At 70.1% G+C, this 14880-nt stretch carries 13 protein-coding genes; 7 read left to right on the top strand and 6 right to left on the bottom strand.

What is annotated here, in order from left to right; genetic code table 11:
* The first annotated feature begins 263 nt into the window (after positions 1 to 263).
* From AB0N07_RS28125 to AB0N07_RS28115, 3 genes are all read left to right on the top strand, one after another.
* Positions 264 to 848 carry a hypothetical protein gene (locus AB0N07_RS28125; protein ID WP_365839680.1) on the top strand — a complete coding sequence of 195 codons (585 nt, stop codon included), beginning with the start codon at positions 264 to 266 and terminating at the stop codon, positions 846 to 848.
* 385 nt (positions 849 to 1233) lie between these two features.
* Positions 1234 to 1440, top strand: a complete 207-nt coding sequence (locus tag AB0N07_RS28120; RefSeq protein WP_365839678.1) for a DUF5999 family protein — start codon at positions 1234 to 1236, stop codon at positions 1438 to 1440.
* 142 nt (positions 1441 to 1582) lie between these two features.
* On the top strand, positions 1583 to 2629 hold the full coding sequence (locus AB0N07_RS28115) for a LacI family DNA-binding transcriptional regulator (protein WP_365839676.1): 1047 nt from the start codon (positions 1583 to 1585) through the stop codon (positions 2627 to 2629).
* A gap of 52 nt (positions 2630 to 2681) precedes the next feature.
* Here AB0N07_RS28115 and AB0N07_RS28110 read toward each other — a convergent pair whose 3' ends face one another.
* Genes AB0N07_RS28110 through AB0N07_RS28095 form a run of 4 tightly spaced genes read right to left on the bottom strand, consistent with a single transcriptional unit; the run spans position 2682 to position 6914 of the window.
* Positions 2682 to 3734, bottom strand: a complete 1053-nt coding sequence (locus AB0N07_RS28110) for an endo-1,4-beta-xylanase (RefSeq protein WP_365839674.1) — start codon at positions 3732 to 3734, stop codon at positions 2682 to 2684.
* Between the two features lie 52 nt (positions 3735 to 3786).
* Entirely contained in the window at positions 3787 to 4608 is an 822-nt protein-coding gene (locus AB0N07_RS28105) for a carbohydrate ABC transporter permease (protein ID WP_365839672.1), read from the bottom strand.
* Positions 4605 to 5612 (bottom strand): sugar ABC transporter permease, encoded by a 1008-nt coding sequence (locus AB0N07_RS28100; RefSeq protein WP_365839670.1) that lies wholly within the window; start codon positions 5610 to 5612, stop codon positions 4605 to 4607. Before AB0N07_RS28100 ends, AB0N07_RS28105 begins: the two co-directional genes overlap by 4 nt.
* A gap of 6 nt (positions 5613 to 5618) precedes the next feature.
* Positions 5619 to 6914 carry an extracellular solute-binding protein gene (locus AB0N07_RS28095; protein ID WP_365839668.1) on the bottom strand — a complete coding sequence of 432 codons (1296 nt, stop codon included), beginning with the start codon at positions 6912 to 6914 and terminating at the stop codon, positions 5619 to 5621.
* Positions 6915 to 7197: 283 nt separating this feature from the next.
* Between AB0N07_RS28095 and AB0N07_RS28090 the strand changes: the two genes are divergently transcribed.
* Positions 7198 to 7653: a GPR1/FUN34/YaaH family transporter gene (locus AB0N07_RS28090; protein WP_365839666.1), complete on the top strand. Its 456-nt coding sequence runs from the start codon at positions 7198 to 7200 to the stop codon at positions 7651 to 7653.
* 13 nt (positions 7654 to 7666) lie between these two features.
* On the opposite strand, the gene AB0N07_RS28085 is transcribed toward AB0N07_RS28090, so the two are convergent.
* A complete protein-coding gene (locus AB0N07_RS28085) occupies positions 7667 to 9580 on the bottom strand; it encodes an NAD-binding protein (protein WP_365839664.1) in 1914 nt (637 codons plus the stop codon).
* 249 nt (positions 9581 to 9829) lie between these two features.
* On the opposite strand from AB0N07_RS28085, the gene AB0N07_RS28080 reads away from it, so the two are divergent.
* Together AB0N07_RS28080 and AB0N07_RS28075 are read left to right on the top strand one after the other, a co-directional pair.
* Positions 9830 to 11404, top strand: coding sequence for a Na+/H+ antiporter (locus AB0N07_RS28080; RefSeq protein WP_365839662.1), 1575 nt, complete (start codon positions 9830 to 9832; stop codon positions 11402 to 11404).
* 297 nt (positions 11405 to 11701) lie between these two features.
* Positions 11702 to 13651 carry an amino acid transporter gene (locus AB0N07_RS28075; protein WP_365839660.1) on the top strand — a complete coding sequence of 650 codons (1950 nt, stop codon included), beginning with the start codon at positions 11702 to 11704 and terminating at the stop codon, positions 13649 to 13651.
* Positions 13652 to 13723: 72 nt separating this feature from the next.
* On the opposite strand, the gene AB0N07_RS28070 is transcribed toward AB0N07_RS28075, so the two are convergent.
* Positions 13724 to 14323, bottom strand: coding sequence for a DUF1707 domain-containing protein (locus AB0N07_RS28070; protein ID WP_365839658.1), 600 nt, complete (start codon positions 14321 to 14323; stop codon positions 13724 to 13726).
* Positions 14324 to 14427: 104 nt separating this feature from the next.
* On the opposite strand from AB0N07_RS28070, the gene AB0N07_RS28065 reads away from it, so the two are divergent.
* Complete coding sequence (locus tag AB0N07_RS28065; RefSeq protein ID WP_123963776.1) at positions 14428 to 14823, top strand: molybdopterin-binding protein; 396 nt, start codon at positions 14428 to 14430, stop codon at positions 14821 to 14823.
* Positions 14824 to 14880: the final 57 nt, after the last annotated feature.

The following is a 14880-nucleotide window of genomic DNA, read 5'->3' as shown; positions in this document are numbered from 1 at the left end:
GCCGACCGGATACACCCTTGCCGGGTGCACCGGAAACGGCTAGACGAAACATCGTCTGAACACATGTCGTATAAACTCCGCGAACAAGACAGAGAGTCGGCGCCCGCGGTCATGGAACCTGCCGTCGAGGTGACGTGCGGCAGGCCTCAGCCACACTCCTCGTTCCCAGGCCCCGGCCCCCGCCCCTCTGGCCCCGTGAGCAGACAGCGCCGTCCGCCCCCGCCCTCGCGCCACTGTGCCTGTCGAATGAGAGGCGACCCACCATGCCGCTGCATGTCCCCCCGGCTCCCGCGCCCGCCCTTCGTACCGTCCTGACCGCGCTCGGTTCCCCCACCGCGGTCCGCGAGGCCCGAACTCCCTCCCTGCTGCGGTCCCAGGGCCCCGCCACCCCCGAACTCCCGCTGCCCGTACACGTACTGGACGAACTCAGCCCCGCGGGCGTGTCCGCCACCAGGCTTGCCGGGTGGCGTTTCCTGATCCGCTGCGGCGAGCGCTCGGTGGCCGCCGCCGACACCATGCTGACCCCCGACGGCTGGGCCTTCTCGCACTTCTTCGAGGGCCCCTACATCGCCTCCACCGAACGCGCCCTGCGCCAGGCCGAGACGATGAGCCAGCCCTACCAGCCGCGCCTCCTCTCGGTACCCAGCCTGTACATGCTCACACTGTGGCTGCACGGCGACTGCACCGCGGACGGCGCCACGGGCCACCCCGCAGCCACGGACCTGCTGGTCCCGCTGGCGCCGGCGCCGCCCGGCATCGCCGCCCACCGCCCGCACCGCGTCGCCGAACTGCTCCCGGTGCTGACCCATCGGGCGACTCCCGTCCCGCTACTGGGCTCGCCCGCCTGACCATCGCCCCTCGCCACACCATTCGCACCCCGCCCCGGAATTCCGGGGCGGGGTGCGACGCTTTTCGGCCCGGCAATTCGCTCGTACGAGCAGTCAATTGCTCTTACGAGCTGCAAAAGGCACCCGACCTGGAAGGACTAGCCCCATCCGGCCACCGGGAACCACCCGAAGTGACAGTGCAGTTGGACTGAACCGTCCATGCGGGGGATGCGTCCTCAACCTGTGAGAAGCGGTGCTGCGAAATCCCTGCGGATTGACGTCCGTGGGGCAACACTGGGACTGGACCGACTTATCACTACGGGGGGCGGCCATGAACGGAGCTTCAAGCCGCGGGACAGACAAGACAGCCATCTCACACATCACGACACAGCGAAAGATCCCATCAATGTGCCAGCACCAGCCACCGTGTCCGACAGCCCACTCCGCCGACCGGGAATCCGCCCGACTTGTGGCGCACCACCCGGAGCAGGGATGGAGCCTGCTGTGCAACGGCGTTCTGCTCTTCGAGGACACCGGTGAGCTCCTGCCCGACGGCCAGATCATCGCGCCGCACCGCCCGCTGGGCGCCGGCCACGTGATGACCGCCGCCTGAGCGGCACCGGGCGGTGCGCCACACCGCCCGGAGACTTGAGGGGCCGGTCGCAAGGACACCCTGCGAACCGGCCCCGACGCATGTGCGGGGGCAATCACTACGCGTAGTTGCGTGTGCCGGTCACGTCGCCGGAGGTGCGGAATTGACGACAGGCAAGACCGGGCCCGAGACGCCGTCCGAGGTCCGCGGCAAGGTCACGATCACGGAGATCGCCCGGGAGGCCGGGGTCTCGGTGCCCACCGTGTCCCGGGTCGTCAACGGCCGCTCGGACGTCTCGCCGCAGACCCGCGCCCGGATCGAGGACCTGCTGCTGCGGCACGGCCACCGCAGGCGCGCCGCCGCTCCCGCCTCCGGTGCCGCTCTGCTCGACCTGGTCTTCAACGACCTCGACAGCCCTTGGGCGGTGGAGATCATCCGGGGCGTCGAGGAGGCAGCGCACGCGGCCGGGGTCGGCACCGTGGTGTCGGCGATCCACGGCCGCTCCGGTGACGCCCGCGAGTGGATGCGCAATCTGCGGGTCCGCGCGTCGACCGGCGTCATCCTGGTCACCTCGGCGCTGGAACCGGTCCTGCACGAGGAGTTGTGCGCCCTCGGTGTCCCCCTGGTGGTCGTCGACCCGGCGGGCTCCCCCTCCCTCGACATCCCCACCATCGGTGCCGCCAACTGGGCGGGCGGCATGGCAGCCACCCGGCACCTGCTGTCCCTGGGCCACCGCAGGATCGGCCTCATCGCGGGACCGCCCAGGCTGCTGTGCTCCAGGGCCCGCTTCGACGGCCATCGCGCCGCGCTGGAGGACGCGGGGCTCTCGGTCGACGAAGCCCTCGTCGTCCCCGGCGACTTCCACCCGGAGTCCGGCTTCACCGGCTGCAACACCCTCCTCGACCTGCCCGAACCGCCCACGGCCGTGTTCGCGGCCAGCGACCAGATGGCACTCGGCGCGATCGAGGCACTGCGCCGGCGGGGCCTCAGGGTGCCGCAGGACATGAGCCTGGTCGGTTTCGACGACCTTCCGGAGGTGCGCTGGTCGGCCCCGCCGCTGACGACGGTGCGCCAACCACTGGCCGACATGGGCAAGCTGGCCGTCGGCACGGTGCTGCGCCTGGCCCGTGGTGAACAGCCCGACTCACCGCGGGTGGAGCTGGGCACGGAGCTGGTGGTGCGGTCGAGCACGGCACCCCCGGCGCCCTGAGCCGGGGGTACCGACCCCGGCGGTGCTCCCCACTGCACCGCCGGGGCGTTCTCTACTTGCCGCCCAGCGCCGCCCTGATCGCGAAGTAGGCCTGCTTGGGCTGCAGTTGCTCGTCCCACGGAAGCGCCGCGCCCTCACCGGGGAAGACCGCCGGGATCCACGAGTACTTGTCGGTGTAGTCCCAGATGGTGATGCCCACGCACCGCCGCACCGCGAGACACGCCCCGGTCAGGTCCCGGTACCACTGGGCCTGCTGCGCCAGTTTCTCGTCGGTCGCGGGCAGGATCATCCGTACGTCGACCTCGGTGAGCGCGGTGTCGAGGCCGAGCCGGGAGAAGCGGCGCAGGTTGTCCTCCAGGGTCGTCGGATAGCCGTACTGGAGGGCCAGATGGGCCTGGAGTCCGATGCCGTCGAGCGGGACCTTCCGGGCTTTCAGGTCCTTCGCCAGCTGGTAGTAGGCATCGCTCTTCGGGCCGACCGCCTCGATGTTGTAGTCGTTGAGGTAGAGCTTGGCGTGCGGGTCGGCCTGGTGGGCCCAGCGCAGCGCGTCGGCGATGTAGCCGGGGCCGAGCGTCTTGTACCAGAGCGTCTCGCGGTAGGTGCCGTCCTCGTTGAACGCCTCGTTGACGACGTCCCAGGAGTAGACCTTGCCGCGGTAGTGCCGTACTTCGGTCTGGATGTGCTTCTTCAGTACGGCCCTGAGCTCGTCCGCGGTCCATGCGCGGCCGGTGAGCCAGTCGGGCAGCTGGCTGTGCCAGACCAGGGTGTGGGCGCGGACCCGCTGGTGGTTCTTGCGGGCCAGGTCGACGATCTGGTCGCCGTTCGTCCAGTCGAAGACGCCCTGTTGGGGCTCGGTGGCGTACCACTTCATGCCGTTGCCGGGCGTGATCATGTCGAACTCGCTGCCGAGCAGGGCCGTGTAGGCGCTGTCGGTGAGTTCGGGGTTGTCGGTGGCGCTGCCGAAGTAGCGGCCGTGGCGCTGGGCCAGTTCCGCGAGCGTCGGCTGCTTCGGACTCGCCTGGGCCGCGGGGCCGGTGGCGATCCCGGCGGCGATCAGGACGGCGGCGAGGCCTCCGGCGAGTCTGAGACGGGTGGTCTTGCGCATGGTGCGACTCCTCACGGTGTGGGGTGCGGGGCCGTACGGACGCCGGTGCGCCTCATCCCTTGGTGGCACCGGCGGTGAGGCCGCCGACGAGCTGCCGCTCGGCGACCGAGTAGAAGGCGAGGGCGGGAACCATCGCGAGGACGAGGTAGGCGAAGACGCGCGCGTATTCCGACGAGTACTGGCCCTGGAACTGCGCGACGCCGAGGGGCAGCGTCCACCACTTGGAGTCGGTGAACACCAGCAGCGGCAGCATGAAGTTGTTCCAGCTGGCGACCACGGCGAGTACCGAGACCGTGCCGAGCGCCGGCCGTGCCATCGGCAGCAGCACCCGCCAGAAGAACCCGAAGGCGCTGCACCCGTCGAGGGTGGCCGCCTCCTCCAGCTCGCCCGGGATCTGCCGGAAGAAGCCGCGCAGGATGATGATCGTCATCGGCAGCGCGAAGGCGGCCTGCGGAAGGATCACGCCGAGCGGGTTGTCCAGCAGGCCGAGGTAGCGCAGGAGGAGGAACAGCGGCAGGGCGGCCACCGCGAAGGGGAACATCAGCCCCATCGTGAAGAGGGTGAACAGCACCTCCCGGCCACGGAAGGCGAACCGCGCGAAGGAGAAGGCCGCGAGCGCGGACGCCCCGACCACCAGCACGGTCGTCGCCAACGCGACCAGGGTGCTGTTGCCCAGCAGCCGCCAGAAGTCGCCGCCGCCGAGGATGTCGGTGTAGTTGCCGGTCAGCCAGTGCTCGGGCAGCCCGAACGGGTTGCGGGACAGCTCGGCGGTCGATTTGAAGCCGGACAGCACGGCGTACAGCAGAGGGACGACCATCACCGCGCCGACGGCGACGAGGACGACGTGCAGCGGCAGTTTGCGCAGGGTCTTCATGCGCCGTCTCCCCTCATGTTCGTGGTGGCCCCTTCGAGGTCGCGGCGGAGCACGAACCGCTGGTAGGCGAGGGCGAAGACGAGGCAGATGGCGAACATGACCACGCTGATCGCGCTGGCGTAGCCGACCTGGTAGCGCTTGAAGCCGTACTGGAACATGGTCACGGCCATCGTCTCGGAGTGGTGGTCGGGGCCGCCCTGGGTGATCACCCACACCAGGTCGAAGAGCTGGATCGCCCCGATGACGGAGAGGAAGACGCTGATGCGCAGGGTGGGCGCGAGCAGCGGCAGCGTGACATTGCGGAAGCGCTGCCAGGGCCCGGCGCCGTCGATCAGCGCCGCCTCCGTCAACTCCGCCGGGATGGACTGGAGTCCGGCCAGGTAGAGCATCATGTGGAAGCCGAAGTACTTCCAGGTCATGACCAGGAACAGGGTCGCCATGACGTAGGAGGGATCGGCGAACCACTCGCCGCCCAGCCCGTCGAGGCCGACGGCGCCCAGGACGTGGTCGGCGAGCCCGTCGCCCGGCGCGAAGACCATGCTGAACAGCACGCCGGTGATGGCCTCGGACAGGACGTACGGCGCGAAGAACAGCATCCGGTACACGGCCCGGCCGCGCAGCCGCTGGTTGAGCGCCACGGCCATGGCGAGCGCGAACGGCAGCTGCAGCGCGAGGGACAGCACGACCAGGACCAGACAGCGCCACAGGTCGCCCAGGAAGACGTCGTCCTGGAAGAGCCGGGTGAAGTTGTCCGTGCCCGCGTAGTCGGAGGGCATCCCGAAGCCGCCCCAGCGGAAGAAGGCCGTGTACAGGGCGAACAGCATGGGCAGCAGGACAAGACCGATGAACAGCACCAGGGCGGGCACCTGGAAGCCGACCGCGGTGAGCCAGTTGAGCAGGCGCCGCCGGGCCCGCCCCCGCGCGAAGTCCGCGGCGGGAGGCGGGAGTTCGACGCTCGGTCCGCTCCGCTTGTCCGGAAGGAACGTGGAGGACGTGGAAGTCATCGCCGGTTACTGCTCTTCCTTCGCGGTCTTCGTGATCGACTGCGTGACCTGCTCGGGGGACTTGGAGCCGGCGATGAGCGCGGCGACGCTGTCGTTGACCTCCTGTCCGACGGCGGGGGCGTATGCCTGGTCGAGGAAGAGCTGGAAGCCGGTGGCGGCCTTCAACTGTGCCTGTACGGCCTTGATGTTGGGGTCGGACAGGGCGCTCTCCGCGGCCGGGACGACCGGGATGGTATTGGTCTTCTTGACCAGTTCGATGTCGGTGGCGTTGGAGGCGAAGAACTTCAGGAAGTCGACGGCCGCCTGCGGTGCGCCCTTGCGCAGGGCGTGTCCGCCGCCCCCGCCGAACACCTCGGTGATGGTGCCCTTTCCGCCCTCGACCGCAGGGAACGGGAAGAAGCCGAGGTCCTTGCCGAGTCCCTTGCCCTGGTCCGCCTGCACGCTCGGGGCCCACTGGCCCATCAGCTCCATGGCCGCCTTGCCGTTGCCGACGGTCGCGGCCTCTCCGGTGGGCGTGGAGTAGGCCGCGCCGAGGAACCCCTTCTGGAACGGCTGGAGCTGGACCAGATCCTTGAGGTGCTGCCCCGCCTGGACGAACCCCGGGGCGGTGAAGTCCTTGGTGTCGCTGGCTTTCTGCAGCGCGTCGATGCCGGCGGTGCGCATCGAGAGATAGGCCCAGTAGTACATGCCGGGCCACTTCTCCTTGCCCGCGAGGGCGAGCGGCGTGATGCCCTTGGCCTTCAGCTTGCGCACGGCGTCGAGGAAGCCGCTCCAGGTGGTCGGGGGCGTGCTGATGCCGGCCTGCTGGAAGAGCGCCTTGTTGTACCAGAAGCCGACCATGCCGATGTCGAACGGGATCGCGTACGTCTTGTCGTCGAGGATGTACGGCTTCTTGGCGACCGGCAGCAGGGCGTCGGCCCACGGCTTGGTCTTGTCGGTGAGGTCCTCGACGAGCCCGGCGTCGACCTGCTGCTTGAGTACGCCGCCGCCCCAGGTGTGGAAGATGTCGGGGAGCTTCCCGGAGGCGGTCAGCGCCGTCATCTTCGACTTGTAGGCGTCGTTCTCCAGCTGGACGATCTTTACCTTGACCTTGGGGTTCTGGGCCTCGAACTTCTTGGCCAGAGCGGCCCACACGGTCTTTGCCGGCTCGGTGGTGGAGATGTTCCACCACTCGATGGTGGTCGTCCCGTCCGACGACCCTCCGCCCGAGTCTCCGCCGCATCCGCTCAGTGCCGTCATGCCCAGACCGGCCGCGGCGGAGGCCGCCAGGAAGCCGCGGCGGGACAGTGCCCGGTCGCCCATCATGCGCTCCTTGGGTAGGGACGGCGCGTCCACGACCGTCCGCTGGGACCGAAAGTTTCGGAGATGATCCAGAAAGCTGCGTTGTTGCCGCACCCTAGAGACAGCTCCCAAACGGTGGCAACCCCTTGTACGCGGTGAATCTGCGGGCAACGCCTCTGGCATTGCGGTGCATTGATCTCCGCCGCATACGCTCCGCACCCAGGAGGCACGAAACATTCGGCGTCCGTGGCGAACCTTACGAAGCAACCGCGACGGTTCAGCGCACTGGGCCCACCGTTCGTCGATGCGTGCGTCCACCGGCCGCCAAGGGGGCACTCGTGGTGCACCACTGATCACGCATCCCTGTGATCCATATCACAGATGGAAGCGGAGACGGGCACGCCGACCTCGAACCCGGGAACCCATCGCCGACGCCGGCCCGCCCGGTCTCGGCGCCTTCGCCCCGACGACGTTCGTCCTCAGTGCCCTCGACGCGGACCTGATCACCGACAAGAAGCCGGCCGCCGTGACCCTCCCGCTCGCCCTCTTCCACGGCGGGCTCGCCCAGTTGCCGGCCGGCATGCGGGAGTTCCGCAAGGGCAACACCTTCGCCGCCACCGCGTTCGCCCCCCTTCGGCTCCTTCCGGCCGGCGTACGCGGCCCACGCGAAGTTCGTCGCGGGCACCCTGCCGGTCTCCACCGCGCATCAGGCGACCGGTCTGTTCCTGCCGGCCTGGGGCTGTGTTCACGGTGCATATGAGCGATTGGACGGATCACTGCCGCCGGTCCGCGGAATGCGGCGGCACCCCTGTCATCAGGATGTCCAAGCCGCGCCGTGTCGTCGCCAGGACGACACGGTCGCCCGCCCGCAGGATCCGTGACTGCGCGGGACGCCAGTCGAAGCCCGTCCGGCCCGGATGCGGTCCCGTGAGGCCGTCCACGGCCTCCGCCGCGGGGAGCGGCCCGGCAGCGGCCCCGACGGCCAGCACCCGCCATTCGTTCTCCCGGAACGCCTCGTGCACGGAGCGTCCCTCCAGCTCCGGGTGCCCGTCCACGTCCACGCAGGTGAACAGCAGCGAGCCCCGCTCCACCGGCATCACCCCCAGCACATGGCGGCCCATCATCGCGGCGGCGAACGAGGGCGCAGCCAGCGCGGAAACGCTTCTGCTCCGAGTGAGGGCGTCCGGGTAGGAGGCGCGCAGGGTGCGCTGGACGGTGGCCGCGAAGGCGTCGTCGTACAGGCGCGTCACCACCCGCACGGCGGGGTTGGTCTCGCGCACGGCCATGACGATGTCGAGGTTCTGACCGTCGTCACGGGTGAGGACGAGCAGCGAGCCGCTCTGCCGGACGCGGGCCAGTTCGAGCACACCCGGGGCGGTGGCGTCCTCCAGGATCAGCGGTGTGCCGAGTTGGCGGGCGAGGGCGACGCCGCGTGCGCGCGGGTCGCGTTCGATGGCCACCACCTGGTGGTCGGTGGCGCGCAGCCGGTCCAGCACCCGGGTGCCGACCATCCCCAGACCGACCAGCACGATGTGGCCGTTCACGCCGTCGTCGGGCGGATGGCTCGCCGATGCGGTGCGGAAGGCCTCGGTGGCGTTCATGGTCGCGGCGACCACGAGCGGGAGTACGGCCAACCCCACGAAACCGGCCAGGAGTTGGAGCACCCGCCGGGCGACCGACTCCTCGGTGGCCGGGTCACCCATGGTGAAGATGTCCAGCAGCGGCAGATAGAAGTTCTTCCACCAGGGATGCTCGTCGGCGAAGAGCGCGGTGGCGGTCGCCAGCGCGAGGACGACCGCCGTCAACGCCCCATAGACGGCTGCTAGTTGGTGAGAGGCGAAGACCTTCCACGGCAGATGCGCGAGCCGTGCCCGAAGCCACCGTCGAGGGTGCAGGCGCCGGGCGCGGGCGGCCGTTTCGAAGGCGTGGTGGGTGACCTCCTCCAGCATCAGCCGGCCGTGCGTTGACTGCCGATGGTGGGCGGTCCGGGTGTCGGGCAGCAGCTGGGTGCCCTCCTCGCCGGGCGTCTCCGCGCTGTCCTGGCTGGCCGGGTCGTCCTGGTGGGCGCCGGACAGGACGGCCAGAGTGGCCAGGTCGGTGGCGTTCGACGGGGACCCCGCGGGCCGTACGACACCTCTGAACACCTTGCCCTCGACCTGGAGGGTGTGCCCGTGGCCCACGGCGGCGGCTGCCACCAGCTCCGGTACGGCGGTGTCGGCGTCGGAGAGCACCGTGGTGGAGGTGTCCTGGGCGGGGTCCTCGCACAGCCCCGCCGCCCGGTCCAGCAGCCGCTCAAGATGGCGGCCGCGCTCGCGGTCGAACATGCGGACCACCAGCCGCACCGAGGGGTTGATGGTCCGGGCGAGCAGCGCCGCGGTCATGTTGACCTGGTCGTCCCGGTAGGTCAGGGCGAGCGCGGCGGCCCGCTCGACACCCGCCGTCCGCAGGGCCCGCTCGTCGGGGCGGACGGAGAGGTGCAGCTCGACCGGGGAGTGCGGGTCCTCGTGCAGCGCGGCGATCTCCGCGCCGCGCTCGTCGCTCGCGGACGGCAGCACGACGGTGACGATCTCGCCGCACACGGCGTCCAGTTCGACGGCGAGCCGGTGCGCGAGAGCGTCGTCGCCGCAGATCACCATGTGCTGGGATCTCTGGCCGGGCGGTATGCGGAGCGGGAGAGTCGACGTCACACCAGGCAGAACGCCGCAGCTCGCGAGGGCAGTTCCGGCGGGGCGCCGCCCAGGATCCAAGATTTCGCCAAGAACATGCCAACACCATGCGCCTCTTTCCGCCGCACCGACCCGGCCGACCGCCACGGCCCGCGTCAAGAGCGCCGGCACTGTCTTGACGTGCGGGGGACGGATAGGGTGAAAGCGGTGTGCCGGGAAGTCTGGTCGGCCGGAGTCAGGGTGGCTCCCGTGAAGGCCCCAGGGGAAGGCATGCGCAGCGTAGGGACGGTACTCGCACTGGTCGTACTCGCCACCGTCGTGGCCACCTTCGCCCACCGCCGGCGCATCCCCGCACCGTCCCTCCTGGTCGTCGCCGGCCTCGCCGTGGCCCTGCTGCCGGGCACCCCCGAGATCAAGACCAGCCCCGAGATCATCGGCCTGGTCGTGCTGCCGCCGCTGCTGTACGCGAGCGCGCAGGATTTGTCCTGGCGTGAGCTACGGGCGGTGTGGAAGCCGGTCGGGATCCTCGCGATCGGGCTGGTCCTGGCGTCGGCGGCGGCGGTCGGCGCGGTGGCCTCGCTGGTGACGCCGCTGTCGTGGCCGATGGCGTTGGTGCTGGGCGCGGTCCTGGCCAGCACCGACCCGGTGGCGGTCACCGCACTCGGCAGACGCCTCGCCCTGCCACCGAGGGTCCAGGTCCTGGTCCAGGCGGAGAGCCTGTTCAACGACGCCACCTCGCTGGTCCTGTTCCGGGTCGCGGTGAGCGTGGCCGTGGCGTCCGCGGCGGCGAACTGGGGCGCGGCGGGCGGCGAGTTCGCCGTCCTTGCGGGCGGCGGCACACTGATCGGCGCGGCCGTGGCCCACGTCGTCACGCTCATCCGGCGGCGCACCGAGGACCCCGTCCTGGAAACAGTGATCGCCCTGGTCACGCCGTACGCCGCCTATGTCCTGGCCGAGGCGGCCCACACCTCCGGCGTCACCTCCGTCGTGGTCGCCGGAGTCGTCCTGGGCGGACGCGGCGAGGAGCTCACCAACGCACACATCCGGCTCCAGCTGCACGCGGTGTACGGCACCGTGGTGTTCCTGCTGGAGAGCGCGGTGTTCTCGCTCATCGGCCTGGCCCTGCCCGCCCAGGTGCAGGCGCTGTCCCACAGCGACCGCGCGTGGCCGCTGTACGCGCTCGCGGTCGCCGGCACCCTGATCGCCGTACGGCTGCTGTGGGTGGCCCCGCTGTCGGCGGTGGTGCAGCGCAAGGGCGGCATCCGCCCCATGAACTGGCGGGTCCCGATGGTGCTGACCTGGGCGGGCACCCGGGGCGTCGTCCCCCTGGCGGCGGCCCTCTCCATCCCGGAGACCACCAAGAGCGGCGCGGCGCTCGCGGACCGCCCCCTGGTGCTGGTCCTGACCACCTCGGTCGTGGTCGTCACCCTCGTCGTGCAGGGCTTCACCCTGGCCCCCGTGGTCCGCCGCTCCGGCATCGCCCTCGAACCCGACCACACCGAGCGCGAGGAGGCCGCGGCCCGCTGCCGCCTCGCCGACGCGGGCATCCGCCGCCTGGAGGAACTCTCCGAGCTGCAGGCCGCCCCGGAGGTCGTTCTCGACCGCCTCCGCCGAGGGCTCACCGCCCGCCTGGACGACGCCCGCGACCGCCTCACCGACCACACCGGCCAAAGCGCCCCCGTCGAATCCGCCGACCTGGTCTACCGCCAGCTGCGCCGCGACGTCATCGCCTTCGAGGCGGTGGAACTGCAGCGCCTTTACGACGAACACGCCATCAGCGACACGACGCGCAGAAGGCTGCAGCGGTCGTTGGACCTGGAGGAAGCCCGCCTGACGGACATCTGAGCCACGCCGGCCGCGCGATCGACCAGTGCACCGATGTCGCCGTCCCGCGCGCCATGACGCTGGGTATCCGGTCCCGATCAGCGAGCCCTCTCCTCCCGGATGACCCAAACATCAGCGAACCACCCCAGAAGCGCCCTTCCCGGGCGCCGCTCCAGCTGAGCAGCGAGTCTTAACGGAAGCTTGACGCCGTCACCCCCCTCATCCGTGGGCCCGTGCGTCACTCTCCGCTTACGCTGGTGCGGCCGTCCGCGTGATGGCCGGAATCCACACGCTGAGCCGCACCTCAGGAGCACGCCGATGGCCACGACCGAGCACCCGCCTCCCAGTCGCCTGCGCGCCTGGATGCTGGAGGGCCTGTCCGACATGGGCAAGGGCATCCAGCAGGCGCCGCACGCCCAGCCGGAGCCCGCGCACAAGGGTCAGCGCTGGTACCGCGTGATGTGCCTGACCGGCGTCGACTACTTCTCGACTCTCGGCTACCAGCCCGGCATCGCGGCTCTGGCCGCCGGCCTCCTGTCGCCGGTGGCGACCATCGTCCTCGTGATCGTGACACTCGCCGGTGCGCTGCCGGTCTACCGCCGGGTCGCCGAGGAGAGCCCGCACGGCGAGGGCTCGATCGCGATGCTGGAGCGGCTGCTGTCGTTCTGGAAGGGCAAGCTGTTCGTCCTGACCCTGCTCGGCTTCGCCGCCACCGACTTCCTGATCACCATCACCCTGTCGGCCGCGGACGCCTCGACCCACCTCGTCGAGAACCCCCACCTGACCAGCACCCTGCACGACAAGCAGATGCTGATCACCCTCATCCTGGTCGCCCTGCTCGGCGCGGTGTTCCTCAAGGGCTTCCTGGAGGCGATCGGCGTCGCGGTCGCGCTGGTGGTGGTCTACCTCGGCCTCAACGTCGTCGTCGTGGCCGTGGGCATGTACCACGTGATCACCGCGGGCCATCTGGTCACCGACTGGACCAGCGCCCTGACCACTGAACACGGCAACATCTTCGCCATGATCGGCGTCTCCCTGCTGGTCTTCCCCAAGCTCGCGCTCGGCCTCTCCGGCTTCGAAACGGGCGTCGCGGTCATGCCGCACGTCCAGGGCGACCCGGGCGACACCGAGGAGAACCCGCAGGGCCGCATCCGCGACACGAAGAAGCTCCTCACGGCCGCAGCGCTGATCATGAGCGTGTTCCTGATCGCGACGAGCTTCATCACCACCGTGCTGATCCCGGAGAAGGAGTTCAAGTCCGGCGGCCAGGCCAACGGACGCGCCCTCGCCTACCTCTCGCACGAATACCTGGGCAACGCCTTCGGCACGGTCTACGACGTCTCGACCATCGCCATCCTGTGGTTCGCCGGCGCCTCCGCCATGGCCGGCCTGCTCAACCTGATGCCGCGCTATCTGCCCCGCTACGGCATGGCACCGCACTGGGCCCGCGCCGTCCGCCCCATGGTGGTCGTCTTCACCCTGATCGGCTTCCTGGTCACCTGGATCTTCAACGCCGACGTCGACGCCCAGGGCGGCGCCTACGCCACCGGCGTGCTGGTCCTGATGTCCTCGGCCGCGATCGCGGTGACCATCGCCGCCCGCCGCGCCCAGCAGCGGGGCTGGGCCATCGGCTTCGGTGCCGTCTCGGCGGTCCTGCTCTACGTCACGGTGGCCAACGTCATCGAGCGTCCGGACGGCGTCAAGATCGGCGCCTGCTTCATCGCCGGCATCATCCTGGTCTCCCTGCTGTCCCGGCTGGCCCGCGCCTTCGAACTGCGCGTCACGCACGTCGAGCTGGACGACATGGCGGAACGATTCATCCGGGACATGGCCAGCCGCAAGATCCGCTTCATCGCCAACGAACCGGACCAGCGGGACAAGGCCCAGTACCGCGACAAGATCGAGCAGATCCGCAACGACAACGACATCCCCGGCGAGGACTTCGTCTTCGCCGAGGTCACGGTCGTCGACCCCTCCGAGTTCGAAGCGGGCCTCACGGTGCGCGGCGAGGTCCTGCACGACCGCTACCGGGTGCTGACCCTGGAGTCCTCCTCCATCCCCAACGCCCTGGCCGCCCTGCTCCTGCACGTCCGCGACACCACCCGGTGCACCCCGCACATCTACTTCGAGTGGACCGAGGGCAACCCCTTCGCCAACTTCCTGCGCTTCTTCCTCCTCGGCCAGGGCGAGGTCGCCCCGGTCACCCGAGAGGTCCTGCGCGAAGCGGAACCGGACCGCGCACGCCGACCACGCGTCCACACCGGCTGACACGGGTCCGTGTCCCTGGACGACTGCAAGCGTGAGCCGTCGTGGCGCCGCAGATGATCACGAACCCGATACTCAGGACCTCGGGCGTCTCCTGAGCAACCCACGCCGCTGCGGACGTACCACCACCTGACCGAAGTTCATACGGCCATGAATCTCGACGCGCAGTTCCAGGGGCACGCCCGAGCCGCCCGCCGAGCGGTTCTTGACGCCCCCGTACTCGAGCACCAGCGAGTCGGTGTCCACCACGACGCCCGGCCGGGTCAGCAGCTTCAGTGCGCCTCCGCGCAGGTCCACTTCGATGTGCAGGGTGTCGTGCGTGATCACCGCGTCGGTGAAGTCGAGCGTGACCTCACCCCACTCCGAGTCGATCTCCAGCCGCCGCGGTACCACCCAGCCGCCATCGCGCCGCGCGGAAGCGCCGCGTTGCTCGATGCGGTCGACGGCCTTGCCGGCGAGCTCCGCGGCCGATCCCGGCAGGTCCACCGTCAGAACGGCGAGTTCGCCCAGCGTCCGGGCGGTCAGGGCCGCCTCCACCCGCTCGTCCAGCTCATCCGCGGTCAGCCGACCGTCGCCGGCCGCGACCCGCAGCACCTCCACGACCCGGTCCCGCTCCGCATGCGAGGCCCGCAGATCCAGCGACGCCCCGCCCCTGCCTGAAATCCCTGCCGACATACCCACACCCCCGAATCCCGTCACCGAACTAACGCTATATCGCGTTACACGAAACGCTCAACCCCACGTCCACCAGGGCCCGTTCCCGGCCCTATCGTGACCGCATGCAGAGCTACACAATCGGCCAGGCCGCACGACTGCTCGGCGTGAGTCCGGACACCGCACGCCGCTGGGCCGACGCCGGCCGGGTCGCGACCCATCGCGACGAGGGCGGCCGACGGCTCATCGACGGCCGGGACCTGGCCGCCTTCTCCGTCGAGCTCGCCAAGGCGGGCAGCGCCGAGGAGGAGACCTCCTACACGTCGGTCCGCAACGCCTTCCCCGGCATCGTGACCGCCATCAAGCTCGGCGACGTGGCGGCCCAGGTCGAGATCCAGGCCGGCCCGCACCGCCTGGTCTCACTCCTGACCCGCGAGGCCGTGGAGGAACTCGGCCTCGAGGTCGGCATGGAGGCCACCGCCCGCGTGAAGTCGACCAACGTCCACATCGACCGCACCTGACTCACGAAACAACTCCCCTACGGCGAACCCTGCCTCACGCGATTCTCTACCTGGGCG

The organism is Streptomyces sp. NPDC051172, from assembly GCF_040682555.1.
Classification (GTDB): domain Bacteria; phylum Actinomycetota; class Actinomycetes; order Streptomycetales; family Streptomycetaceae; genus Streptomyces.
This window is presented reverse-complemented; position numbering and strand designations above follow the sequence as displayed.